23 protein-coding genes and 1 pseudogene are annotated in these 22,460 nt (G+C 71.1%); 9 read left to right on the forward strand and 15 right to left on the reverse strand.

The features are described from left to right. Window positions 1-69: 69 nt before the first annotated feature. The 5 genes from ACFYZ8_RS11115 to ACFYZ8_RS11135 all read right to left on the reverse strand — a co-directional run bounded on the left by ACFYZ8_RS11115 (window position 70) and on the right by ACFYZ8_RS11135 (window position 3,088). Window positions 70-408: a DUF3817 domain-containing protein gene (locus tag ACFYZ8_RS11115; protein WP_359033501.1), complete on the reverse strand. Its 339-nt coding sequence runs from the start codon at window positions 406-408 to the stop codon at window positions 70-72. A gap of 43 nt (window positions 409-451) precedes the next feature. After that, window positions 452-961, reverse strand: a complete 510-nt coding sequence (locus ACFYZ8_RS11120) for a MarR family transcriptional regulator (protein WP_359033503.1) — start codon at window positions 959-961, stop codon at window positions 452-454. Window positions 962-1,073: 112 nt separating this feature from the next. Next, window positions 1,074-1,604, reverse strand: coding sequence for an SRPBCC family protein (locus ACFYZ8_RS11125; RefSeq protein ID WP_388534404.1), 531 nt, complete (start codon window positions 1,602-1,604; stop codon window positions 1,074-1,076). Window positions 1,605-1,606: 2 nt separating this feature from the next. After that, a complete protein-coding gene (locus ACFYZ8_RS11130) occupies window positions 1,607-2,107 on the reverse strand; it encodes a cupin domain-containing protein (RefSeq protein ID WP_388534407.1) in 501 nt (166 codons plus the stop codon). A gap of 36 nt (window positions 2,108-2,143) precedes the next feature. Next, entirely contained in the window at window positions 2,144-3,088 is a 945-nt protein-coding gene (locus ACFYZ8_RS11135) for an NADP-dependent oxidoreductase (protein ID WP_388534410.1), read from the reverse strand. Window positions 3,089-3,224: 136 nt separating this feature from the next. Between ACFYZ8_RS11135 and ACFYZ8_RS11140 the strand changes: the two genes are divergently transcribed. Continuing rightward, entirely contained in the window at window positions 3,225-4,208 is a 984-nt protein-coding gene (locus ACFYZ8_RS11140) for a helix-turn-helix domain-containing protein (protein WP_388534413.1), read from the forward strand. A 4-nt stretch (window positions 4,209-4,212) separates the two neighbouring features. Here ACFYZ8_RS11140 and ACFYZ8_RS11145 read toward each other — a convergent pair whose 3' ends face one another. The 6 genes and pseudogenes from ACFYZ8_RS11145 to ACFYZ8_RS11170 all read right to left on the reverse strand — a co-directional run bounded on the left by ACFYZ8_RS11145 (window position 4,213) and on the right by ACFYZ8_RS11170 (window position 8,028). After that, the gene (locus ACFYZ8_RS11145) at window positions 4,213-5,127 is read right to left on the reverse strand and encodes an SMP-30/gluconolactonase/LRE family protein (protein WP_388534416.1); all 915 of its coding nucleotides are present in this window, start codon (window positions 5,125-5,127) and stop codon (window positions 4,213-4,215) included. Window positions 5,128-5,159: 32 nt separating this feature from the next. Next, a complete protein-coding gene (locus tag ACFYZ8_RS11150; RefSeq protein WP_359033515.1) occupies window positions 5,160-5,810 on the reverse strand; it encodes a helix-turn-helix domain-containing protein in 651 nt (216 codons plus the stop codon). Beyond that, entirely contained in the window at window positions 5,807-6,487 is a 681-nt protein-coding gene (locus ACFYZ8_RS11155; RefSeq protein WP_388534419.1) for a DUF4166 domain-containing protein, read from the reverse strand. The genes ACFYZ8_RS11150 and ACFYZ8_RS11155 overlap by 4 nt, the downstream gene beginning before the upstream one ends. After that, window positions 6,484-7,237, reverse strand: a pseudogene (locus tag ACFYZ8_RS11160) (hypothetical protein). The gene ACFYZ8_RS11155 and the pseudogene ACFYZ8_RS11160 overlap by 4 nt, the downstream one beginning before the upstream one ends. A 141-nt stretch (window positions 7,238-7,378) precedes the next feature. Continuing rightward, window positions 7,379-7,675, reverse strand: a complete 297-nt coding sequence (locus tag ACFYZ8_RS11165; protein ID WP_359033521.1) for an MTH1187 family thiamine-binding protein — start codon at window positions 7,673-7,675, stop codon at window positions 7,379-7,381. Then, complete coding sequence (locus ACFYZ8_RS11170) at window positions 7,672-8,028, reverse strand: DUF3817 domain-containing protein (RefSeq protein WP_388534422.1); 357 nt, start codon at window positions 8,026-8,028, stop codon at window positions 7,672-7,674. Before ACFYZ8_RS11170 ends, ACFYZ8_RS11165 begins: the two co-directional genes overlap by 4 nt. An 822-nt stretch (window positions 8,029-8,850) precedes the next feature. Here ACFYZ8_RS11170 and ACFYZ8_RS11175 point away from each other — a divergent pair. The 4 genes from ACFYZ8_RS11175 to ACFYZ8_RS11190 all read left to right on the forward strand — a co-directional run bounded on the left by ACFYZ8_RS11175 (window position 8,851) and on the right by ACFYZ8_RS11190 (window position 11,498). Beyond that, window positions 8,851-9,483: an AIM24 family protein gene (locus ACFYZ8_RS11175; protein WP_359033719.1), complete on the forward strand. Its 633-nt coding sequence runs from the start codon at window positions 8,851-8,853 to the stop codon at window positions 9,481-9,483. Between the two features lies 1 nt (window position 9,484). Then, complete coding sequence (locus tag ACFYZ8_RS11180; protein WP_359033525.1) at window positions 9,485-10,135, forward strand: AIM24 family protein; 651 nt, start codon at window positions 9,485-9,487, stop codon at window positions 10,133-10,135. Next, the gene (locus ACFYZ8_RS11185; RefSeq protein ID WP_359033528.1) at window positions 10,132-10,929 is read left to right on the forward strand and encodes an AIM24 family protein; all 798 of its coding nucleotides are present in this window, start codon (window positions 10,132-10,134) and stop codon (window positions 10,927-10,929) included. Before ACFYZ8_RS11180 ends, ACFYZ8_RS11185 begins: the two co-directional genes overlap by 4 nt. A 92-nt stretch (window positions 10,930-11,021) precedes the next feature. After that, window positions 11,022-11,498 carry a MarR family transcriptional regulator gene (locus tag ACFYZ8_RS11190; protein WP_359033530.1) on the forward strand — a complete coding sequence of 159 codons (477 nt, stop codon included), beginning with the start codon at window positions 11,022-11,024 and terminating at the stop codon, window positions 11,496-11,498. Window positions 11,499-11,513: 15 nt separating this feature from the next. Here the strand turns inward: ACFYZ8_RS11190 and ACFYZ8_RS11195 are convergent, their stop codons facing one another. Beyond that, entirely contained in the window at window positions 11,514-12,923 is a 1,410-nt protein-coding gene (locus ACFYZ8_RS11195) for an ATP-binding protein (RefSeq protein WP_388534426.1), read from the reverse strand. After that, window positions 12,920-13,588 carry a response regulator transcription factor gene (locus tag ACFYZ8_RS11200; RefSeq protein WP_359033534.1) on the reverse strand — a complete coding sequence of 223 codons (669 nt, stop codon included), beginning with the start codon at window positions 13,586-13,588 and terminating at the stop codon, window positions 12,920-12,922. Before ACFYZ8_RS11200 ends, ACFYZ8_RS11195 begins: the two co-directional genes overlap by 4 nt. 126 nt (window positions 13,589-13,714) lie before the next feature. Between ACFYZ8_RS11200 and ACFYZ8_RS11205 the strand changes: the two genes are divergently transcribed. Further along, entirely contained in the window at window positions 13,715-14,347 is a 633-nt protein-coding gene (locus ACFYZ8_RS11205; protein WP_388534429.1) for a PepSY domain-containing protein, read from the forward strand. A 74-nt stretch (window positions 14,348-14,421) separates the two neighbouring features. Here the strand turns inward: ACFYZ8_RS11205 and meaB are convergent, their stop codons facing one another. Then, window positions 14,422-15,378: a methylmalonyl Co-A mutase-associated GTPase MeaB gene (meaB, locus tag ACFYZ8_RS11210; RefSeq protein WP_388534432.1), complete on the reverse strand. Its 957-nt coding sequence runs from the start codon at window positions 15,376-15,378 to the stop codon at window positions 14,422-14,424. 25 nt (window positions 15,379-15,403) lie between these two features. Beyond that, window positions 15,404-16,606: an acetyl-CoA C-acetyltransferase gene (locus tag ACFYZ8_RS11215; protein ID WP_123763106.1), complete on the reverse strand. Its 1,203-nt coding sequence runs from the start codon at window positions 16,604-16,606 to the stop codon at window positions 15,404-15,406. A 149-nt stretch (window positions 16,607-16,755) separates the two neighbouring features. Here ACFYZ8_RS11215 and mce point away from each other — a divergent pair, with 149 nt between their 5' ends. The 3 genes from mce to ACFYZ8_RS11230 all read left to right on the forward strand — a co-directional run bounded on the left by mce (window position 16,756) and on the right by ACFYZ8_RS11230 (window position 22,403). Then, window positions 16,756-17,196, forward strand: coding sequence for a methylmalonyl-CoA epimerase (gene mce, locus ACFYZ8_RS11220; protein ID WP_007384751.1), 441 nt, complete (start codon window positions 16,756-16,758; stop codon window positions 17,194-17,196). Window positions 17,197-17,405: 209 nt separating this feature from the next. Then, window positions 17,406-21,284: a polarized growth protein Scy gene (gene scy / locus ACFYZ8_RS11225; protein WP_388534436.1), complete on the forward strand. Its 3,879-nt coding sequence runs from the start codon at window positions 17,406-17,408 to the stop codon at window positions 21,282-21,284. Between the two features lie 183 nt (window positions 21,285-21,467). Beyond that, window positions 21,468-22,403, forward strand: a complete 936-nt coding sequence (locus ACFYZ8_RS11230) for a cellulose-binding protein (protein ID WP_359033545.1) — start codon at window positions 21,468-21,470, stop codon at window positions 22,401-22,403. The last annotated feature ends 57 nt before the right edge of the window (window positions 22,404-22,460 follow it).

The raw sequence follows: 22,460 nt of genomic DNA on the forward strand, positions 1-22,460 counted from the left end.
GAAGGTACTAGGACGTCCAAGTAAACGTCGAAGAACGACCGCCGTACGCGTGCGGTACGGCGGTGGGGGTTACGCCTTCACGGGCGCCGGGGTGCCGTCGGTGAGCTTGCCCTCCAGCTCGTGGCTGATCCTGCGCTCGACGAAGAAGGCCGCGGTGGGGATCGTCCCGGCAAGCAGGACCCACAGCTGCTTGGCGACCGGCCACTTCGCCTTGGAGCCCAGGTCGAAGGCGAAGACGAGGTAGACGACGTACAGCCAGCCGTGCGCGATCGCGACGACGCGGGTGAAGTCCGCGGCACCGTCGATGTCCAGGCCGTACTTGGCGATCATGCTCAGGCACAGCAGGACCAGCAGCACACCGGTGACGTAGGCCAGGACGCGGTAGCGGGTCAGCACGCTCTTCTTCATGCCGTCGAGCGTAACCGTCCGTTCCGGGAGATCTTGCCCCGGGTCAGTCCTCGTCGAAGTCCCGCGCCGCCACCCTCAGCGGCCGCAGCATCGCGAAGATCTCCGCGCACTCCTCGGCGTCGTACACGCCGAGCCCGAAGTCCATCGCCATGAGGTCCCGCGTGGCCGCCTCGACGACCTCGCGGCCCTTGTCGGTGATGGAGGCGAGGGTGCCGCGGCCGTCGTTGGGGTTGGGGCGCTTGTCGACCAGACCGGACCTGACCAGGCGGTCCACGGTGTTGGTGACCGACGTGGGGTGCACCATGAGCCGCTCGCCGATCTTCGACATCGGCAGCTCGCCGGCCTTGGAGAAGTTGAGCAGCACCAGCGCCTCGTAGCGCGCGAACGTCAGCCCGTACGGCTTGACCACCGCGTCGACCTCACCGAGCAGGATCTGGTGCGCCCGCATGATCGAGGTGATCGCGGCCATGGACGGCACGTTTCCCCAGCGCTGCTTCCAGAGTTCGTCGGCGCGGGCGATGGGGTCGAAGGGAAGACTGAGCGGCTTCGGCACGGCAACGACCTTACCGGCCGGTCACATGGTGGTCAGCACCGTCTCGCCTTTCAGACGGCGGGCCGGAGCCGTGTTCCTTCCATGACGAATCACCCCTCTGTGCAACGAATGATCACCGACTGTCACCCTCGCCCTCAGGGAGCAGCCCCGTTGTTTCGATGACGTGGACGCACCGGTCGAGGGCGGCCACCATGTAGCGGCGCCAGAGCGGGGCGAAGGGGCCGGCGAGGATCCAGCGGCGGCCGGGCAGCGGCTTGAACTCGTAGGTCCAGCGGATGAGTGTGCCGTCACCGTCGGGGTTGACGTTGAACTCGCCCCGGATTCCGGCCGCGAGGCGGGAGAGGACGTTGGTGAAGCCGGTGATCTGGTAGGCGAAGCTGGAGCCCGGTACGTACTCGGTGAGTTCTTCGTCGGCCTGGGAGCCGTCGTCGAACTGCGGGTTTCTTCGCGGGCCCGCGTGGTCCCAGGCCTCGGTCTGGTTCTTCACGCTGCTGATGCCGGGGAACGGGGCCACCGGGCGGAAGACGGTGGGGAGGTCGATGGGCACCAGGATGCGGAAGGCGTCCCGGGGTGCCGTGCGGGTCCGCTGCTGAACGGTGATGGTGACGGTCTTGTCGGCCGGGCCGATGAGGAGTGTGGTCATGGCTACAGGAACTCGCTCCGGTAGGTCGACGCCAACTCGGCGGCCCGGCGGCGGCGTTCGGCGAGTTCGTCGTCCGACAGCCGCGGGGGCGGTGCGTCCTGGCCGGCGACGACATCACCGATGCGCGTGAAGTACTCGTCCTGGCCGGCCGGGGTGCACATGCACAGCATGCGGGCCGGCGCACCCGACGCGTTGCGGAAGTTGTGCGGCGCGTTGGCCGGGATGTTGATCGTGGACCCGGCCCCCACGGTGTGCTTCTCGCCACGGAAGGTGAACTCGATCTCGCCCTCGAGGATCGTGAACATCTCCTCGAAGTCGTGCCGGTGCGGCGGCGGGCCGCCGCCGTCGGGGACGCGCATGTCGATCAGGCAGTACCGGCCGTCGGTCTGCTCGCCGGTGATCAGCATGCCGTAGGTGTTGCCCACCAGTGAGATGTACGTCGTGCCGGGGTCGTCGGGGTTCGCCACGGTCAGCGAGCGCGACAGATCGTCGTCGGGGATCATCCTGGTCGTCTCCTTCACAGCTCAGTCAGGTGGGTGTCAGGCGCCGGGCGTGACGACGACCTTGCCGCTGGGCAGTACGCCCGCGGCGGCGTCGGCGTGCAGGGCCGGCAGCTCGGCCAGCGGCACCCGCCGGGCGACCTCGACGCGCAGCTCGCCGCCGTCGATCAGCTCCACCAGGTGCGCCAGCTGCTCCGCGTCGCTCCGGACGAACAGGTCGATGCCGCGTACGCCGCGCTCCTCGTCGGTGGGCGCGGGCATCCACACGGTGGTGTTCACCAGGACGCCGCCGGGGCGGATCAGGCCGAGGAGCGCGGCCAGTTGCGCGGGGTCGACCGGCGCGAGGTTGAGCACGACGTCGACCGGCCGGCTCACCGTCGCGACGACGTCGGCGGTCGTGTGGTCGACGACCTCGTCCGCGCCCGCCGCCGTGACGCGCGGACTGCTGCGCGGACCGGCCGTGGCGATCACGTGGGCACCGGCCTGCTTGGCCAACTGCACGGCGAAGCCGCCGACCGCTCCGCCCGCGCCGTTGATCAGCACACGCTGCCCGGCGGTCAGCTCGGCGTGCTCGAACAGCGCCTGCCATGCGGTCAGGCCCACCAGCGGCAGCGCGGCCGCGTCGGACAGCGCGACGCTCTTGGGCGCGGGCGTCAGGGCCTCGGCCGGTGCCAGGACGTACTCCGCGGCGGCGCCGGGTCCCGCCATCGGCAGGAATCCGATGACCTGGTCCCCCACCTGGATGCCGGTCACGCCTTCGCCGAGCGCGTCGACCGTGCCGCCGAGGTCGATGCCGGGTGTGTGCGGCAGCGTCACAGGGATCGGTCCCTGCATGAAACCGGCGCGGATGTTGGCGTCGACCGGGTTGAACGACGTCGCCGCGACCCGGACCCGCACCTGCCCGGCGCCTGGATCCGGCTGTTCCACGTCCTCGTGGCGCAGGACGTCGGGGTCGCCGTACTGGTGGAAACGCACTGCCTTCATAGGCCTTCTCACTTGGCGGGAGATCGTTTGCGGAGGTTGAAGCTTCACCAGCGTAGGAACAGGTGTACGTAGAACGGGTGTACCTTCGCGACACGGAATGGGATTCCGGCGACATCCTCATGGGGGCGGAGAGCACATGACGAGCAGACCGCGGTTACTCGGGCCGACCAGCAAGGTGGGCACGTTCCACGTCGACGCCGACTCCACCGGCACCGGTCGGGGGACGTGGGAGCCGTTCATCGACACCTGGAACGACCGTATGGGGGACCTGTACCCGCTGCCGGAATTCAGCGCCTCCACGGTCGACGGCTTCCAGGGAACGATGCGCTCGGTGACCCTGGAAGACACCGCCGTCAACGAGATCTGGGCATCCTCACCCGTGAGCACCCAGGCAGTCGGGACGTACGAACACGATCAGATCAGGTTGTACGTCGGGCTGCGCGGCGCGGTGGCCCTGCAGGACCCGCACGATCAGGGCGGTGACGCGTACGTCTCGGCCGGCGCCTACTTCATGCACCACGTCGTGACGGAGAATCACTTCCACACCACCCCCCTGATCGGCACCCGCATCTTCAACTTCCCCGGCGACGCCCTGCGGCCCCTGGTCGCCGGGAAACCACGCACCGGCCAGGCCGCCTCGCCCGCGGCGCAGATCCTCATGGCGCATACCACCATGGTCCAGCGGACCGTGAGCGACCTCGGCCCGGCGGCCGCGCACGCGGCCCGCAACGCCCTGCTCGAACTGGCCAAGGGACTGGTCCTCGACCACTTCGACGACCGCGAGCCCGCCTTCACCCCGGCGCTGGCACAGGCGGCCAAGGACCTGGCCGATGCCCGGCTCACCGACGCCGAGTTGTCGCCGGCCACGGTCGCCGCGCACCTGCACGTCTCCGTACGCACCCTGCAGCGGGCCTTCGCGAGTCTGGACGAGTCGTTCAGCGCCTACATCCGCCGCCGACGCCTGGAGGAAGCGGCCGAGGCGCTCACCGCCTCCGGGTCACGGCTCACCGTCTCCGAGGCCGCCGCGCGGTGGCATTTCACCGACAGCAGCCACTTCATCCGCGCTTTCAAGAAGCAGTACCACGCAACACCGGCGCAATTCGCACGCCGCCTGACGTGACGCCTCAGCGCCGAACGGCCTGGATCCGCGGCGCGCCCGTCACCGACATCACCACCGAATACAGAGAACTCGTGGCCGCGATGAACAGCCGGTTCCCCTTGGGCCCGCCGAAGGTCACGTTGGCCACCGGCTCGGGGACCCGGAGGCGGCCGATCAGCGTGCCGTCGGGGGCGTAGCAGTGGATGCCGTCGGCCAGGGCGGCAGCCCACAGGCGGCCCTCGTCGTCGAAGCGGATGTTGTCGAAGTGGACGCCGTCGGGGGCCTCGGCGAAGACCTTGCCGTCGGAGAGCGTGCCGTCGGCGTGGACGTCGTACATGTGGATCCGGGCCGCCCGCGAGTCGGAGACGTAGAGCCGCTGCTCGTCGGGCGAGAGGATCACCCCGTTGGGTCCGTCGAACCCGTCCGCCGCGAGCGAGACCTCACCGGTGGCCGGATCGATCCGGTACACATGGCACGCGCCGATCTCGGACTCGGCCCGGTGCCCCTCGTAGTCGCTGAGGATGCCGAAGTCCGGGTCGGAGAACCAGATCGTGCCGTCGGAGCGTACGACGGAGTCGTTCGGGCTGTTGAGGCGCTTGCCCTGGTAGCGCTCGGCCAGGACGGTGATCGTGCCGTCGGGTTCGGTGCGGGTGACGCGGCGGTTGCCCTGTTCACAGCTGACGAGGCGGCCCCCGGGGTCGACGGTGTTGCCGTTGATGTTCCCGGCCGGTGTGCGGAAGACGCCGACCGTGCCGGTGGCCTCGTCCCAGCGCAGGAGGCGGTCGTTGGGGATGTCGCTCCAGATCAGCTGACGCCAGGCGGGCAGGTAGACGGGGCCTTCCGCCCAGCGGCAGCCGTCGTACAGGACCTCCAACCTGCTGTCGCCGTTGGTGCAGGGCCGGAAACGGTCGTCCAGGGTCTCGTAGAGGCTGTCGGACACGGGGTTCCTCTCGGGTCGGGGCGCGGACGGGGTCAGCGGCGGCCGGTCCTGCGGAGATGGTGACGTACGGCGCGCTGGGCGACCGGGCCCAGGTCCTCCAGCGCGGCGACGAGCACGCCGAGCTGCTCCAGTGCGTCCAGGGCGGCGGTGGCACCGGCCGCGTCGACCCCTTCGTACAGCTCCATGCCCACGAAGGACGCGGCCACCGCCCGGGCCAGGCCCGCGGGGTCGGCGAACTCACCGAAGGGCGTCGCCGCGAGGACCCTGGTGAGCACCTTCTCGATCTCGGCGATCCACAGCTCCAGGCCCGCCGCGGTGGCCGGCCCGAGGGTGGCGTGGGTCTGGGCGCCGGCCAGCAGCTGGCCGAGCAGGGCCACATGTCCTCCGGCCCGCTCCTCCTCGTGGACCTGCCGTCCCACCGCGAGGAGTTCCGAGAGGGAGGTCACTGCGGCCAGCCGCTCCCGGTGGCGGGCGACCGCGCGCTCCGCCCCGTAGCGGCAGGCCGCGGCGAGGAGTTCGTCGACCGTGCCGAAGTGGTAGAAGACCAGCGCCTGGTTGACCCCGGCGGCCGCCGCGACCGTGCGGGCGGAGGTCTTGGCGATGCCCTGTTCGGTGAGGGTGCGCAGGGCGCCCTCCAGGAGCTTGGTCTTGGTCTCCAGGGACTTGGCGGACTCGGGGCTCATGCGCGTGCCTCCTCGCGGAGGGGACGGAGACCGGGGCGAACTCCGCAGGCCGCGATGTCGCTGTACGCCGCCTCGAAGGAGCCCTCGTAGCCGAAGAGCGGGCCGAAGTACCGGTTGACGACCCGGACGCTGATCCGGAAACGGCCCGCCCGCTCGTCGTACGACTCCCTCACCTCCGCCGTCGCGCCGATCAGCTCGGGCACCCGGACGTCCACCACGCCCTCCCGGAACCGGTGCTCCCCGGAGCGGATCAGCAGCGAGCCGTCGGGCTCGGCGTGGAAGTGCAGCTCGCTGGCCAGGTGCTGGTGGGTGCCGAGGTAGTCGAGGATGCGGTCGCCCTGGGGACTCAGCACCATCTGGGCGTCGAAGCGGCGGGGTCCGCCGGGCAGCTGGAAGGTGCGCACGAAGGTCACCGTCTCACGGCCGTGGGTGTCCACGTAGGGCACGTTCTCGATCACGAACGGCACGTCCCGTCCCGGTCTCGGCACCAGGATGTTGCGGGTCGCGCCGAGGGCCAGGAAGGGCTTCACGAAGGCCCCGCCGTGCCAGACGCGGTCCATGACACCCCGTCCGGTGCAGGCCTCCCCGGTGGTCAGGCCGACCGAGAAACGGCGCTGGAGCCGCGGGTGGAGGCGGTCGAAGTCGGCGCCCATCACCGTGCGGAACATCGAGGTCATCGCGGAGTCTCCAGGGTGCGAAGGACACGCGGCGCACTCACGCGCGTGGACGGCCGGCGCAGACAGCGGCGGGCGGCCGGGGTGCCGGGCAGGGGTGACGTGAACAGGGCCAGGGAGATCGCGAGGGCGAGGACAAGCGGTGAGACGTAGGCCATCGACGCCGCCAGCGGCCCCAAGAGCTCCAGGAAGCGCTCCTGACCGAGGCCGGTGGCGCAGACGAGCACGACAAGGGCGCGGACCAGGAGCTCCGCGAGCCAGTTCCACAGCGCCCGCTCCGGGGAGATCCCCCGCTCCAGCCACAGGCGCAGCCGGTCGAAGGACCAGGCCGTCGCCCACCCGATGAGCGGCCGGAAGAGCAGGCGGTCGGCCACGGCGCCGACGCGGCCCCAGCGGGGGGCGGTAGTCGTAGCCGGTGAGGAAGACGACACCGTCGCCGTCGGGGATGTAGCGCCAGTACCCGCTGCCCTCCGCGAGGAGCGAGAGGGGGTGCGGGGAGGAGAAGCGCAGGGCGGAAGTACGGGTGCCGTCGGGACGCTCCCGCTCCCCCGCGGAGACTCCGGTACCGGCGACGGTGAGACCGGGCAGCACGCGCGTGGCGTACCGGAAGCGCTGCGGTTCGCCCTCCGCGCGCGGGAGGTGGGTGATCCGCGTGAAGCGGAGGTCCCAGCGCTGGTGCTGCGACGGTTCCTGGGTCCGCGCCCAGAGGTCGTCGAGATCGGCACGCATACGTGCCTCGATGTAGAGCCCCACTGATTCCCCCAGGTGAGCACAGTGTTTGAGCGATCGCTCAAACTCCCTGACCCGAAAGATACACACTTTTGAGCGATCGCTCAAACATCGGGCACAAGAAAACCCCGACCCGCGCGGGCCGGGGTTCACCTTCAGGCTGCGTCAGTCGGCGAGATGCCGCTCCACCGTCTCCACCTTGGAGGTCAGACCGTCCGTCACTCCGGGCCGGATGTCCGCCTTGAGGACCAGCGACACGCGGGGCGCCCGCGCCTCCACGGCGGCCACGGCACGCTTCACCACGTCCATCACCTCGTCCCAGCTCTCCCCCTCGATCGAGGTGAACATGGCGTCGGTGCGGTTGGGCAGCCCCGACTCACGAACGACCCGCACCGCGTCGGCGACGTACTCACCCACGTCCTCGCCGACCCCGAGCGGCGTCACGGAAAAGGCGACGATCATGCGTTCACGACTCCGTCCTTCTCCTTACGGGCCCGGGAGGCGATGACCGCGTCCTCGGACTCGCGGCGCAGAGCCCGCTCGATGACGAAGCCACCGCCCGGGATGACCGAGTACGCGAAGTAGAGGGCCGCCTTGCCCTTGGCCCACTTGGTGCGGTTCCAGGCGTCCGCCCAGAAAATCACGTAGAGGATGAACAGCACGCCGTGAATCGGACCGAGCACGGGCGCGACGTCGAAGCCGGACGCGACCGTGTACTTGATGACGGTGCAGGTCGCCAGGATGATCCAAGAGACACCCTCCGGCACGGAGATCAGGCGGAGGCGTCGGATGGCGGAGGCTGTCTTGAGGTCCACGGGTCACCTTCGGTGGGAGGTACGTCGACGGTTTGTGAACGCACGCACAAGCGTCCGCCTATTGTGACAAACGGTTCTGGGGCGCCATGGGTGGGGGTGCGGCCTTGGGGGGTGCCGGGTGCGGTTGTGGGGCGCTTGCGGGTAGGTGGGGGCTGGTCGCGCAGTTCCCCGCGGGGCCGCTGCGCTGGGCTTGGGCGGGGCGCCTAGGGGGGTGCCGGGTGCGGTTGTGGGGCGCTTGCGGGTAGGTGGGGGCTGTTCGCGCAGTTCCCCGCGGGGCCGCTGCGCTGGGCTTGGGCGGGGCGCCTAGGGGGTGCCGGGTGCGGTTGTAGGGCGGGTGCGGGCCGGTGGGGGCTGTTCGCGCAGTTCCCCGCGCCCCTAGGGGGGTGCGGTTGGTCTGCGCCAGGACGGGCCGTCTGACATCCCTCGCGCACCCCCACGGAACGTCGCCGCCCCGCGGACATCCCCCACCCCGCCCCCACCGACCGTTCGCCGGACCGCGCGCCACCTCGGGCCGTTGGCCGCGTACGGCGGGAAGGGGACGGGGTGGGGGGTGTCCGCCCGCAGCGGCCGGCGTCCGTTACCGAGCCCTGCTCAAGCAACAGCAACCGCCGGACCGAGGACGGATACCCCCCACCCCGGCCCCGACCCACAACCCACCGCACGCGCTACACAAGCCCCCACCGAAGCCGAGCCAGGCCGCCGCAGGCATCAGGGGCGCGGGGAACTGCGCACAACGCCCGCCCCCACCGAACCCGCACCCACACCCACACCCCCCAAGACCTGTCAACAAGCCCCCCGGCCAGCTACCTTCACCTCGTGGCGATGTTTCGACTCCAAGGCAGCAAGGTGCTCGCCGTCGACATGACCGGAGACGCCGTGAAGGCGAAGAACGGCTCGATGGTGGCGTACGACGGACAGATGCAGTTCAAAAAGCTCAGCGGCGGCGGTGAGGGCATCCGCGGCATGGTGACCCGCCGCATCACCGGCGAGCAGATGACCGTGATGGAGGTACAGGGGCACGGCACGTGCTGGTTCGCGGACCGCGCCTCGGAGATCAACCTCGTCAGTCTCCAGGGGGACAAGCTGTACGTGGAGTCGAGCAACCTGCTCGCGACCGACGCGGGCCTGAGGACCGGCACCAGCTTCACCGGCCTGCGCGGCGCCTCACAGGGCAACGGCCTGTTCACGACCACCGTCGAGGGACACGGCCAGGCCGCGATCATGTCGGACGGCCCGGCGGTCGTCCTGCGCGTCAGCCGGCAGTACCCGCTCACCGTCGACCCCGGCGCGTACATCGCGCACCAGGGAAACCTGAACCAGTCCTTCCAGTCCGGCGTGACCTTCCGCACCTTCATGGGCGAGGGCGGCGGCGAGGCCTTCCAGATCCGCTTCGAGGGCGACGGCCTGGTGTACGTCCAGCCCAGCGAGCGGAACACGATCGCGGGAGACGTGTGACATGCCCTTCCGTGAGATCAACTCGAAGATGGTCGAGGCGACCGTCCTCCCCGGTCAGCGCCTGTTCAGCCAGCGCGGCGCGATGCTGGCGTACAAGGGCGAAGTGTCCTTCACCCCGAACATCCAGGGCGGCCAGGGCGGCGTCATGTCGATGATCGGCCGGCGCGTGGCCAACGAGGACACGCCCCTGATGAGCGTCGAGGGCAGCGGCACCGTCCTGTTCGGGCACGGCGGCCATCACGTCACGGTCATCAACCTCACCGGCGACACCCTGTACGTCGAGGCGGACCGCCTGCTCGCCTTCGAGGGGACCCTGCAACAGGGCACCATGTTCATGGGCTCGCAGGGCGGCGTCATGGGCATGGTCCGCGGCCAGATCAGCGGGCAGGGCCTCTTCACCACCACGCTCAAGGGACACGGCTCGGTGGCCGTCATGGCCCACGGCGGGGTCTTCGAAGTCCCGATCACACCCCAGCGGCCCGTCCACGTCGACCCGCAGGCCTACGTCGCCCACCACGGCGACGTCCGCAACAAGCTGTCGACGGCGCTCGGCTGGCGCGACATGGTGGGCCGCGGCTCCGGCGAGGCCTTCCAGCTGGAGCTCAGCGGGAACGGCGCGGTGTACGTCCAGGCCTCGGAGGAGAAGCTGTGAGCCACTACCCGGGCACGGGGCCCACCGTGTACGACCCGATGACGCTGCCGTCGGACGACAACGTCAACAACTACACCTTCTGCGTGGAGCTCAAGGGGAGCCAGTGGTTCCTGCAGAAGGGGAAGATGATCGCCTACTACGGCCAGATGGATTTCAACGGCATCGGACACGGCCGTCTGGACGGTCTGGTCCGTACGTCGTTCCATTCGCCTCTGCACGCGAGCGACTGGGTCGTGGCGCAGGGTTCGGGCAAGATGCTCCTGGCCGACCGGGCCTTCGACGTCAATTCGTACGACCTCGAAGACGGCAACCTGACCATTCGCTCGGGCAACCTGCTCGCTTTTCAGCCAAGTCTCGCGCTCAAGCAGTCGATCGTGCCGGGCTTCCTGACGCTCATCGGAACCGGAAAGTTCGTGGCCGCCTCCAACGGGCCCGTGGTGTTCATGGAGCCCCCGATCCGGGTGGACCCGCAAGCGCTTGTGGGCTGGGCGGACTGCCCTTCACCGTGCCACCACTACGACCACGGCTACATGACCGGTCTGATGGGCGGTCTACGTGCGATGACGGGCCTCGGCGGGGCCTCCGGCGAGGAGCACCAGTTCGAGTTCGTGGGGGCCGGAACCGTACTGCTCCAGTCGACCGAGGTCCTGATGGCCGAGCAGGCCACAGGGGTGGTTCCGTCCGAGCCCGGAGTGCCCGGCGGTCACGGGGTACCCACAGGGCATCCTCAGCAGCCGGGGGTACCGCGCCTTCCCGGACAGCTGGGGGACCTCCAGCGTCGCTTCGGGCTGTGAGCGGTAGTCTGCGGAGTGTGACGTCGAACGTGTGCGCGCCGTCACGCCACCCTCATTAGTTCGCCTTTCAACCTTTTAGGTAGACTTCATTCATGGAGACCGAGACGGCCACGCGCTGGCTGACCGATGCGGAGCAGTGCGCCTGGCGCACCCACCTAGAGGTCAACAGGCTGTTGACGTATCAGCTGGAGAGGGATCTTCAGCCCTTCGGCCTGACGATGAACGACTACGAGATCCTGGTCAATCTCTCCGAGTCGGAGGGCGTACGGATGCGGATGAGCGATCTCGCGGCCGCCACCCTCCAGTCCAAGAGCCGGCTCTCGCACCAGATCACCCGCATGGAGAACGCGGACCTGGTCCGGCGCGAGAACTGCGAGTCCGACCGCCGCGGACTGTACGCGGTGCTGACCGAGCACGGCATGGAGACGATGAAGAAGGTCGCGCCCCACCATGTGGCGTCCGTGCGGAGGCACTTCATCGACCTCGTGCCGCCCGAGTCCCTGACAGAACTCGACAAGGCCCTGAAGCCGATCGCGGAGCATCTGCGAGGGCACCGGGGGCGCCCGTAAGGGCTCTTGCTCCCTTCAGGCGACCACAACCGGCAGGCGGAGCTCGAACAGGGCCCCGCCTGCCGGCGCGTCCCGCACCGTCAGAGAACCTCCGTGCCGCACGGCCACATCCCGGGCGATGGCAAGACCAAGGCCCGCGCCCCCGTCATCCCGCGCCCGCGCCTCGTCCAGCCGCACGAACCGCTCGAAAATCCGCTCCCGATCCGCCGCCGGCACTCCGTCCCCGTCGTCGGCGACCTCCACCACCGCCTGCCGCCCGTCCCGCCGTACGGCCACGAAGACCCGTGACCGGGCGTGTCGCTGGGCGTTGTCGAGGAGATTGGTGACCAGCCGCTCCAACTGCCCCCGTGCCCCGGCCACTTCCACGTCCCCGGCGTCGACGGTCACGTTCGCCCGGCCCTCCGTCTGCTCCCGGACCACCGCGCCCAGGTCGAACCGCGTGTCCTGCGGCCGCTCCCCCGCATCCAGCCGGGCCAGCAGCAACAGGTCCGCGGCGAGGTGCTGCAAGCGGACCGTGTCCTCCACCGCCCCCTCCAGATCCAGCAACTCCGGGTGCGCGGCGGCGACTTCCAGCTGGGTCCGCAGCGAGGCGATCGGGCTGCGCAGTTCGTGCGAGGCGTCGGCGACGAACCGCCGCTGCCGCTCCACCGAGGTCTCCAGCGCGGCCAGGGTCTCGTTGGTGGTGCGGGCGAGGCGGGCCACCTCGTCGTGGGTGTCCGGCACGGGGACGCGGCGCGCGAGGTCCTCGGAGGCGGTGATCGCGGACATCTCCGCGCGGATGCCCTCCACCGGCCGCAGGGCACGCCGGGTGACCAGCCAGGTCACGGCCGCGACGACCCCGAGCAACAGCGGGAACCCGATCAGCATGACGGTCTGCGCGGTGCCGACGGCACCCTGCTCGGCGTCCAGGGAGGCGCCGGCGTACACCGTGAGCGTGCCCTTGCCCTGGACCTCGACTTCGAGCGCGGCGAAGCGGTAGTCGGCGGACTCGCCGTCGAGGGTGGCCGAGCCGTTGGTGAGAGTGATCTCGTCGGCGATCTCTCCGGGTTCGAGGGCGGAGTCGTCGTCCCCGTCATCGTCGTCGGAGCCCGTGCCGCCCTGCGGTGCCCGCGGCTTCACCGCGCCACTGCCCGTGCCGCTGATGCGCTCCAGGTGCTCACTGGCCGCGACGAGCGTGCCGTGGGCGTCGACCACCTGCACCGGTTCCTCGTCGTCGTCCAGCTTCAGCTCGTCGTACGGCGTGCCCGCGGCGAGGTTGGCGGCCACGGTGCGCGCGGTGCGTTCCGCCTGGGTGCCCGCCTGGTCGATCAGATCGGACCGCAGCGACAGCAGCACCGACGCGCCCGCCGCGAGCAGTGCCACGGCCACCACCAGGGTCGCCCCGAGGGTCGCCCGCGCCCGGACCGACCCGAACAGCCGCCTCATCTCCCGGCCTCCAGCCGGTACCCGGCGCCGCGCACCGTGTGGATGAGGCCCGCGTCCAGCTTCCGGCGCAGGGTGCTGACGTACACCTCGACGATGTTCGGGTCGCCGTCGTACGCGAAGTCCCAGACGTGCTCCAGGATCTGCGCCTTGGACACCACCTCGCCGGACCGCACCGCCAGTTGCTCCAGGACGGAGAACTCCTTGGCGGTGAGGGTGACTTCGGTGCCGTCGAGGAAGACCCGGCGGGCGGCGGTGTCGATCCGCAAGCCGCCCAGTTCGAGTACCGGGGAGGCCCCGGCGCCGTTCCCGCGCCGCCGCAGCAGGGCCTTGACGCGGGCCACGAGGACGACGTACGAGAACGGCTTGGTCAGATAGTCGTCGGCGCCGGTGTCCAGGCCCTCGGCCTCGTCGTACTCGCCGTCCTTGGCGGTGAGCATCAGGATCGGCACCTCGTGGCCCGCGGCGCGCAGGGCGGCGCAGACGCGGTAGCCGTTGAGGCCGGGCAGCATGATGTCGAGGATCACGAGGTCGTACGACCCCTCGCCGGCCCGGTGCAGCCCCTCGCGCCCGTCGTGGACGACGTCGACGGCGTAGCCCTCGGCGGTGAGGCCCTTGGCGAGGGACAGGGCGAGTCGTTTCTCGTCCTCGACGATCAGCAGGCGCATGCGTACAGGGTGGCAAAGCGAACCTGAAGACGCCTTCAGGAGGCTTCAGGTCGGCTTCAGCTCTCCTCCGGCAGCGTGGTGGACGTCGAAAAGCGAACGAAGCCGAACCGCTCTGGAGGAATCCACATGAAGCGCAACATCGTCATCGCCACCCTCACCGCCGCCGCGCTGGCCACCGGCGGCACGGTCGCGGCGTTCGCGGCGGGGGACGACGGCGCGACGGCGACCCAGCGCCAGACCGGCACGAGCGCCCAGTCGGCCGCGGACCGCGACGACGACTCCGCGGACGACCGGGACGACGACGCCTCGGACGACCGTACGGCGGTCCGCAGCGGCGGCGTCACCGCAGCCGAGGCGATCGCGGCCGCCCTGAAGCACACCCCGGGCACCGCCCTCTCCGCCGACCTCGACGACGACGGCGCCGACGCGTGGGAGGTGAACGTCGTCAAGGGCGACGGCAGCGAGTACGACGTGCGGGTCGCCCCGGACTCCGCCAAGGTGCTCGGCGCCCAGCGCGACACCGACGAGGACCAGGACGCCGACGACCGGGCCGAGCTCGCCGCGGTGAAGGGCGCGAGGACCGATGCCCGCGAGGCCGCGCTGGCCGCCGCCGCGAAGGGCACGGTGACCGAGGTCGGCCTCGACGACGACCACGGCACCGTGACCTGGACGGCGGACACCGTCAAGGGCGGCAAGCACGGTGAGTGGAAGATCGCCCTGGACTCGGGCAAGGTCACCCAGGACCGCGACGAGGACTGACCCGCCCACCGGTTGGGCGATCACGCGACAGCGGCACCGTCCCGAAGGGCAGTGCCGCTGTCGCTGTCAGGGCCTCAGCCCCCCGTCAGGCCCTCCACCAGTTCGTCCGCCGCGCGGTAGGGGTCCAGGCGGCCGGCGACGATCCGGTCCGCGAGGGCGTCCAGGCGTCGGTCGCCGCGCAGGTCGCCGATGCGTGCGCGCAGGGCGGTGAGGGCGATCGCCTCGACCTCGTGGGCGGCGCGGGCGCGGCGGCGCGCGGTGAGGACGCCGTGCTCCTCCATCCACGCGCGGTGCTTCTCCAGGGCTTCCACGACCTCGTCGACGCCCTCGGCGCGGGCGGCGACCGTCTTGACGATCGGCGGGCGCCAGTCGCCGGGGCCGCGGGACTCGCCCAGGCCCAGCATGTGGTTGAGCTCGCGGGCGGTGGCGTCGGCGCCGTCGCGGTCGGCCTTGTTGACGACGTAGACGTCGCCGATCTCCAGGATTCCGGCCTTGGCGGCCTGGATGCCGTCGCCCATGCCGGGGGCCAGGAGGACCACGGAGGTGTCGGCCTGGGAGGCGATCTCCACCTCCGACTGGCCGACGCCGACCGTCTCGACCAGGATCACGTCGCAGCCGGCCGCGTCCAGGACGCGGATGGCCTGCGGGGCGGCCCAGGCGAGGCCGCCGAGGTGGCCGCGGGTGGCCATGGAGCGGATGTAGACGGCGGGGTCGGAGGCGTGCTCCGACATGCGCACCCGGTCGCCGAGCAGGGCCCCGCCGGAGAACGGCGAGGACGGGTCGACGGCCAGGACGCCGACCCGCTTGTCCTGCTTGCGGTACGCGGTGACCAGCGCCGAGGTGGACGTCGACTTGCCGACGCCGGGCGAGCCGGTCAGGCCGACCACGTACGCGTTGCCGGTCAGCGGGGCCAGTGTCGCCATGACCTCCCTGAGCTGCGGGGACGCCCCCTCCACGAGGGAGATCAGCCGGGCCACGGCCCGCGGCCGGCCTTCCCTGGCCTGGGCGACCAGCGAGGAGACGTCCTGCATCACAGCTCCGTTCACCGAGAGGGACTCAGGCCTTGGGTACCCGCACGACGAGCGCGTCACCCTGACCGCCGCCGCCGCACAGGGCGGCCGCGCCGACGCCGCCGCCGCGCCGCTTGAGCTCCAGGGCCAGGTGCAGCACGAGCCGGGCGCCGGACATGCCGATGGGGTGGCCGAGGGCGATGGCCCCGCCGTTCACGTTCACCTTTTCGGTGGACACGCCGAGGTCCTTCATCGACTGGACGCCGACGGCCGCGAACGCCTCGTTGATCTCGATGAGGTCGAGGTCGGAGACCTCCAGGCCCTCCTTCTTGAGGGCGTGCAGGATCGCGTTGGACGGCTGGGACTGGAGGGAGTTGTCCGGGCCCGCCACATTGCCGTGGGCGCCGATCTCGGCGATCCACTCCAGGCCCAGCTCCTGCGCCTTGGCCTTGCTCATCACGACCACGGCCGCGGCGCCGTCCGAGATCTGCGAGGAGGTGCCGGCGGTGATGGTGCCGTCCTTGGTGAACGCGGGGCGCAGCTTGCCGAGGGACTCGGCGGTGGTGTCGGCGCGGATGCCCTCGTCCTTGCTGAAGACGACCGGCTCGCCCTTGCGCTGCGGGATCTCGACCGGGGTGATCTCGGCCTCGAAGACGCCGTTCTTCTGGGCGGCGGCGGCCCGCTGGTGGGACAGGGCGGCGAACTCGTCCTGCTCGGGCCGCTGGATGCCGAGGCGGGTGTTGTGCTTCTCCGTGGACTGGCCCATCGGGATGTTCTCCCACGGGTCGGTCAGGCCGTCGTGGGCCATCGCGTCGAGCATCTCGATCGCCCCGTACTTGAAGCCCTCGCGGGACTTCGGCAGCAGGTGCGGGGCGTTGGTCATGGACTCCTGGCCGCCCGCGACGATCACGTCGAACTCGCCCGCGCGGATCAGCTGGTCGGCCAGCGCGATCGCGTCGAGGCCCGACAGACACACCTTGTTGATGGTCAGCGCCGGGACGTTCATCGGGATGCCGGCCTTCACCGCGGCCTGCCGGGCCGGGATCTGGCCCGCGCCGGCCTGGAGGACCTGGCCCATGATGACGTACTGCACCTGGTCGCCGCCGATCCCCGCACGGTCGAGGGCGGCCTTGATCGCGAAGCCGCCGAGGTCGGCTCCCGAGAAGGACTTCAGCGAGCCCAGCAACCGTCCCATGGGCGTACGGGCGCCCGCGACGATCACCGAGGTCGTGCTGTTCGATCCAGACATGAGCTGCGATCCCCTTTCGGCTGCACTGCCGAGGAGTGTGAACGAGGGTTTACTTCGAATGTACTGAGTGGCACTCCGTGCCGTCACCCGGCCGTCGGTGTGATCGCGCGCACGTTGCGTAACCGTTTCGCGAGCGCTGCACTGACTACATGCTGACGCGAATCGACCACATCGGGATCGCCTGTTTCGACCTCGACAAGACCGTCGAGTTCTACCGGGCCACCTACGGCTTCGAGGTGTTCCACTCCGAGGTCAACGAGGAGCAGGGCGTGCGCGAGGCCATGCTCAAGATCAACGAGACCTCCGACGGCGGCGCCTCCTACCTGCAGCTCCTGGAGCCGACCCGCCCCGACTCGACCGTCGCCAAGTGGCTGGACAAGAACGGCGAGGGTGTCCACCACATCGCCTTCGGCACGGCGGACGTCGACCAGGACGCCGCCGACATCAAGGACAAGGGCGTACGCGTCCTGTACGAGGAGCCGCGACGCGGCTCCATGGGGTCACGGATCACCTTCCTGCACCCGAAGGATTGCCATGGCGTACTGACAGAACTGGTCACTTCGGCGCCTGTTGAGTCACCTGAGCACTGACCCTCGTACATATGGGCCGGTAGGGTTGGGGGCGGTCGCTCCCGGAAGGGGGGTGGCCGCTTTCCGGGGTCCGGGTTTCGGGGGACGAGCAGTGGGCGGCAGCCCATGCTCCGCCGTTGATCTGACACCATTCCCCGGGGGCCCCGTCCGGCGGAAGGACGGGGCTCGTACGGAGAGACTTGCGACCAGGGGACGGATGGGACCGCGCAGTGCGGGGCTACGAACGCCAGGAGCGAGAGCCGGCGGCTGACGTCGACCACCTCTCTCGGTTCGAGGCCGAGATGGATCGGCTGAAGACCGAGCGGGAAAAGGCGATCCAGCACGCCGAGGACCTCGGCTACCAGGTCGAGGTGCTGCGCGCCAAGTTGCACGAGGCGCGGCGCACCCTCATGTCCCGGCCCGAATTCGGCGGCGGTGACATCGGCTACCAGGCCGAGCAGTTGCTGCGGAACGCGCAGATCCAGGCCGACCAGTTGCGCCAGGACGCCGAGCGCGAGCTGAGCCAGGTCCGCGCCCAGACCCAGCGCATCCTCCAGGAGCACGCCGAGCAGGCCGCGCGTCTTCAGGCGGAGCTGCACCAGGAGGCCGTCACCCGGCGCCAGCAGCTCGACCAGGAGCTGGCCGAGCGCCGGCAGACCGTCGAGTCGCACGTCAACGAGAACGTGGCGTGGGCCGAGCAGCTGCGCGCCCGCAGCGAGTCCCAGGCGCGCCGGCTCCTGGAGGAGTCCCGCGCGGAGGCCGAGCAGGCCATGGCGGCCGCCCGCGCCGAGGCCGAGCGGGTCACCAGCGAGGCCCGCCAGCGCCTCCAGAGCGAGGCCGAGGCGGCCCGCGCGGAGGCCGAACAGCTGCTGCGCCGCGCCCGCGCGGACGCCGAGCGCCTGCTGGAGGCCGCCTCCACCCAGGCCCAGGAGGCCACCGACCACGCCGAGCAGCTGCGCACCTCCACCGCGACCGAGTCGGACAGCGCCCGCCGCCAGGCCACCGAGCTGAGCCGGGCCGCGGAACAGCGGATGGCGGAGGCCGAGGAGGCGCTGCGCAAGGCGCAGGCCGAGGCCGAGAAGGTCCTCACCGAGGCGAAGTCGGCCGCCGAGAAGGCGCTCGCGAGCGCGGAGTCGGCCAACGAACAGCGCACCCGTACGGCCAAGGAGCAGGTCGCCCGGCTGGTCACCGAGGCCAGTGAGGAGGCCGAGGCCACCAAGGCCGCCGCCGAGCAGATCGTCGCCGACGCCCGCGCCGAGGCCGAGAAGATCGTCACCGAGGCCGCCGAGAAGGCTCGTACGCTCACCGCCGAGGAGAGCGCGACCCAGCTGTCCAAGGCGGCCAAGACCGCCGAGGACGTCCTCAACAAGGCGCAGGAGGACGCTCAGCGGACCACCAAGGCCGCCGCCGAGGAGGCCGAGCGGATCCGCCGTGAGGCGGAGGCCGAGGCGGACCGGCTGCGTGCCGAGGCGCACGACATCGCCGAGCAGCTCAAGGGCTCCGCGAAGGACGACACCAAGGAGTACCGGGCCAAGACGGTCGAGCTCCAGGAGGAGGCCCGCAGGCTGCGCGGCGAGGCCGAGCAGCTGCGCGCCGACGCGGTCGCCGAGGGCGAGAAGATCCGCGCGGAGGCCCGCAAGGAGGCCGTCCAGCAGATCGAGGAGGCGGCCAAGACCGCCGAGGAGCTGCTCTCCAAGGCCAAGGCGGACGCCGACGAGCTGCGCCAGAGCGCCACCACCGACAGCGAGAAGGTCCGCACCGAGGCCATCGAGCGCGCCACCACGCTGCGCCGGCAGGCCGAGGAGACCCTCCAGCGCACCCGTCAGGAGGCGGAGCGGCACCGCGAGGAGGCCGCCGAGCAGGTCGAGGAGCTCAGGGCCGAGGCCGAGCGCGCGGCCCGTGAGCTGCACGAGGAGACCGAGCGGGCCATAGAGGCACGCCGTGCCGAGGCGGCCGAGGAACTGACCCGGCTGCACAGCGAGGCCGAGGAGCGTCTGGCCGCCGCCGAGCAGGCCCTGACCGAGGCCCGTGAGGAGGCCGCGCGGATCCGCCGCGAGGCCGCCGAGGAGAGCGAGCGGCTGCGCGGTGAGGCCGCCGAGCGGATCCGCACCCTCCAGCAGCAGGCCGAGGCCGAGGCCGACCGGCTGCGTACCGAGGCCGCGTCCGACGCGTCCGCCTCCCGCGCCGAGGGCGAGGCCGTCGCCGTACGGCTGCGCTCGGAGGCCGCCGCCGAGGCGGAGCGCCTCAAGACCGAGGCCCAGGACACCGCGGACCGGGTCCGGGCGGAGGCGCAGGCCGCCGCCGAGCGGATCGCCGCCGAGGCGTCCGAGACGCTGGCCGCCGCCCAGGAGGAGGCCAACCGGCGCCGCCGCGAGGCCGAGGAGTACCTCGGCTCGGCCCGCCAGGAGGCCGACCAGGAGCGTCAGCGGGCCCGCGAGCAGAGCGAGGAGCTGCTGGCCTCCGCGCGCAACCGCGTGGAGGAGGCCCAGGCCGAGGCCGTACGGCTGGTCGAGGAGGCGGACCGGCGGGCCGGCGAGATGGTGTCGGCCGCCGAGCAGCACGCCCAGCAGGTGCGGGACTCGGTCGCCGGGCTCCACGAGCAGGCCCAGGAGGAGATCACCGGGCTGCGCTCCGCCGCCGAGCACGCGGCCGACCGCACCCGGCGCGAGGCGCAGGAGGAGGCCGACCGGGTCCGCTCGGACGCCTACTCCGAGCGGGAGCGGGCCAGCGAGGACGCGGCCCGGATCCGGCGCGAGGCCGCCGAGGAGACGGACGCCGCCAAGTCCCTTGCCGAGCGCACCGTCTCGGAGGCGATCGCGGAGGCCGAGCGGCTCAGGTCGGAGTCGGCCGAGTACGCCCAGCGGGCGCGCACCGAGGCCTCGGACGCCGTCGCCCAGGCCGACCAGGACGCCGCCCGCACCCGGGCGGACGCCCGCGAGGACGCCAACCGCATCCGTTCGGACGCGGCGACGCAGGCCGACACCCTCATCACCGAGGCGCGCAGCGAGGCGGAGCGGCTCACCGACGAGACCATCGCCGACACCGACCGGCTGCGTTCGGAGACGGTCGCCGAGGCGGAGCGGGTACGGGTCGAGGCACTCGCCCAGGCCGAGCAGCTGATCGGGGAGGCGACCGGGGACGCGGAGCGGCTGCGCGCCGAGGCCGCCGACACCGTCGGGCAGGCCCAGCAGCACGCGGAGCGGATCCGCAGCGAGGCCGAGCGGGTCAGGGCGGAGGCGGCGGCCACGGCCGAGGAGCTGGTCAACTCCGCGCGCGCGGAGGCCGACCGCACCCTCGACGAGGCCCGCAAGGACGCCAACAAGCGGCGTTCGGAGGCGGCCGAGCAGGTCGACACGCTCATCACGGAGACCACCGCCGAGGCGGACAAGCTGCTCACCGAGGCGCAGCAGCAGGCGCTCAAGACCACCGCGGACGCGGAGGCGCAGGCCGACAGCATGGTGGGCGCGGCCCGCCAGGAGGCCGACCGGCTGGTGTCCGAGGCCACGGTCGAGGGCAACGCCCGGGTGGAGAAGGCCCGTACGGACGCGGACGAGCTGCTCGTCGGTGCCCGCCGGGACGCCACCGCGATAAGGGAGCGCGCGGAGGAGCTGCGCGACCGGATCACGGGTGAGATCGAGGCGCTGCACGAGCGGGCCCGCCGTGAGGCCGCGGAGACGATGAAGTCGACCGGCGACCGCTGCGACGCGCTCATCAAGGCGGCGGAGGAGCAGCTGGCGAAGGCCCAGGCGAAGGCCAAGGAGCTGGTGTCGGAGGCCAATTCGGAGGCCGGCAAGGTGCGCATCGCCGCGGTCAAGAAGGCCGAGGGGCTCCTCAAGGAGGCCGAGCAGAAGAAGGCCACGCTGGTCCGGGAGGCCGAGGAGCTCAAGGCCGAGGCGATCCGCGAGGCCAAGCGCACGGTCGAGGAGGGCAAGCGCGAGCTGGAGGTGCTGGTCCGTCGCCGTGAGGACATCAACACCGAGATCTCCCGTGTCCAGGACGTCCTGGAGGCGTTGGAGTCCTTCGAGGCCCCGGCGGCGGGCAAGGACGGCGGCGTCAAGGCGGGCGCCGCGGTCGGTGCCCCTCGTTCGGGTAAGCCGTCGGACAGCTGACCGACTGGTCGGAATCCGGTGCCGTCTGGGGCCTTTGACCAAGTTTTTGGCAAGCCGTCCCAGGGTTAGCCACTCAAAAGGGGTGTCATTCTCCAGATCAAACACGTATCCGCTCGATGACACACCGCTTCGGCCCCTAGGATTCCCCCTATCACCTCACCGGTCTCATTTGACAGGAACCCCATGAGCGACACTTCCCCCTACGGCTTCGAGCTTGTGCGGCGTGGGTACGACCGCGCTCAGGTGGACGAACGGATCTCCAAGCTCGTCTCCGACCGTGACAGCGCTCTCTCCCGCATCACCGCCCTGGAAAAGCGCATCGAGGAGCTCCACCTCGAGACGCAGAACGCCCAGGCCCAGGTGTCCGACGCCGAGCCGTCGTACGCCGGTCTCGGCGCGCGTGTCGAGAAGATCCTCCGCCTCGCCGAGGAGGAGGCCAAGGATCTGCGCGAGGAGGCCCGTCGCGCGGCCGAGCAGCACCGCGAGCTCGCCGAGTCGGCGGCCCAGCAGGTCCGCAACGACGCAGAATCGTTCGCTGCGGAGCGCAAGTCCAAGGCCGAGGACGAGGGCGTCCGGATCGTCGAGAAGGCCAAGAGCGACGCGTCCCAGCTGCGTTCCGAGGCGCAGAAGGACGCGCAGTCCAAGCGTGAGGAGGCGGACGCCCTCTTCGAGGAGACCCGCGCCAAGGCCGCGCAGGCCGCCGCCGACTTCGAGACGAACCTCGCCAAGCGCCGGGAGCAGTCCGAGCGCGACCTGGCCTCGCGTCAGCAGAAGGCGGAGAAGCGCCTCGCGGAGATCGAGCACCGCGCGGAGCAGCTGCGCCTGGAGGCCGAGAAGCTGCGCACCGACGCCGAGCGCCGCGCCCGCCAGACGGTGGAGACCGCGCAGCGCCAGGCCGAGGACATCGTGGCCGACGCCAACGCCAAGGCCGACCGCATCCGTTCGGAATCCGAGCGTGAGCTCGCGGCCCTGACCAACCGCCGCGACTCGATCAACGCCCAGCTGACGAACGTCCGCGAGATGCTGGCGACGCTGACGGGTGCCGCGGTCGCCGCCGCGAGCTCCCCGGTCGAGGACGAGCCGATCTCCCGTGGGGTCCCGGCTCAGCAGTCCCGGTAACACCGCCTGACGGCATCAAGGGCCCGCACCTTCTCCCCCGACAGGTGCGGGCCTTTG

The organism is Streptomyces sp. NPDC001668 (assembly GCF_042893155.1).
Classification (GTDB): domain Bacteria; phylum Actinomycetota; class Actinomycetes; order Streptomycetales; family Streptomycetaceae; genus Streptomyces.

Bases quoted from the DNA above. Each gene is read 5' to 3' on its own strand.
- ACFYZ8_RS11200 (WP_359033534.1), bottom strand. From the start codon at position 13,588: ATGCGCCTGCTGATCGTCGAGGACGAGAAACGACTCGCCCTGTCCCTC.
- ACFYZ8_RS11140 (WP_388534413.1), top strand. From the start codon at position 3,225: ATGACGAGCAGACCGCGGTTACTCGGGCCGACCAGCAAGGTGGGCACG.
- ACFYZ8_RS11130 (WP_388534407.1), bottom strand. From the start codon at position 2,107: ATGATCCCCGACGACGATCTGTCGCGCTCGCTGACCGTGGCGAACCCC.
- meaB (WP_388534432.1), bottom strand. From the start codon at position 15,378: ATGCAGGACGTCTCCTCGCTGGTCGCCCAGGCCAGGGAAGGCCGGCCG.
- ACFYZ8_RS11180 (WP_359033525.1), top strand. From the start codon at position 9,485: ATGCCCTTCCGTGAGATCAACTCGAAGATGGTCGAGGCGACCGTCCTC.
- ACFYZ8_RS11205 (WP_388534429.1), top strand. From the start codon at position 13,715: ATGAAGCGCAACATCGTCATCGCCACCCTCACCGCCGCCGCGCTGGCC.
- ACFYZ8_RS11175 (WP_359033719.1), top strand. From the start codon at position 8,851: ATGTTTCGACTCCAAGGCAGCAAGGTGCTCGCCGTCGACATGACCGGA.
- ACFYZ8_RS11125 (WP_388534404.1), bottom strand. From the start codon at position 1,604: ATGACCACACTCCTCATCGGCCCGGCCGACAAGACCGTCACCATCACC.
- ACFYZ8_RS11195 (WP_388534426.1), bottom strand. From the start codon at position 12,923: ATGAGGCGGCTGTTCGGGTCGGTCCGGGCGCGGGCGACCCTCGGGGCG.
- ACFYZ8_RS11165 (WP_359033521.1), bottom strand. From the start codon at position 7,675: ATGATCGTCGCCTTTTCCGTGACGCCGCTCGGGGTCGGCGAGGACGTG.
- ACFYZ8_RS11190 (WP_359033530.1), top strand. From the start codon at position 11,022: ATGGAGACCGAGACGGCCACGCGCTGGCTGACCGATGCGGAGCAGTGC.
- ACFYZ8_RS11150 (WP_359033515.1), bottom strand. From the start codon at position 5,810: ATGAGCCCCGAGTCCGCCAAGTCCCTGGAGACCAAGACCAAGCTCCTG.
- ACFYZ8_RS11155 (WP_388534419.1), bottom strand. From the start codon at position 6,487: ATGACCTCGATGTTCCGCACGGTGATGGGCGCCGACTTCGACCGCCTC.
- ACFYZ8_RS11215 (WP_123763106.1), bottom strand. From the start codon at position 16,606: ATGTCTGGATCGAACAGCACGACCTCGGTGATCGTCGCGGGCGCCCGT.
- ACFYZ8_RS11135 (WP_388534410.1), bottom strand. From the start codon at position 3,088: ATGAAGGCAGTGCGTTTCCACCAGTACGGCGACCCCGACGTCCTGCGC.
- mce (WP_007384751.1), top strand. From the start codon at position 16,756: ATGCTGACGCGAATCGACCACATCGGGATCGCCTGTTTCGACCTCGAC.
- ACFYZ8_RS11115 (WP_359033501.1), bottom strand. From the start codon at position 408: ATGAAGAAGAGCGTGCTGACCCGCTACCGCGTCCTGGCCTACGTCACC.
- ACFYZ8_RS11230 (WP_359033545.1), top strand. From the start codon at position 21,468: ATGAGCGACACTTCCCCCTACGGCTTCGAGCTTGTGCGGCGTGGGTAC.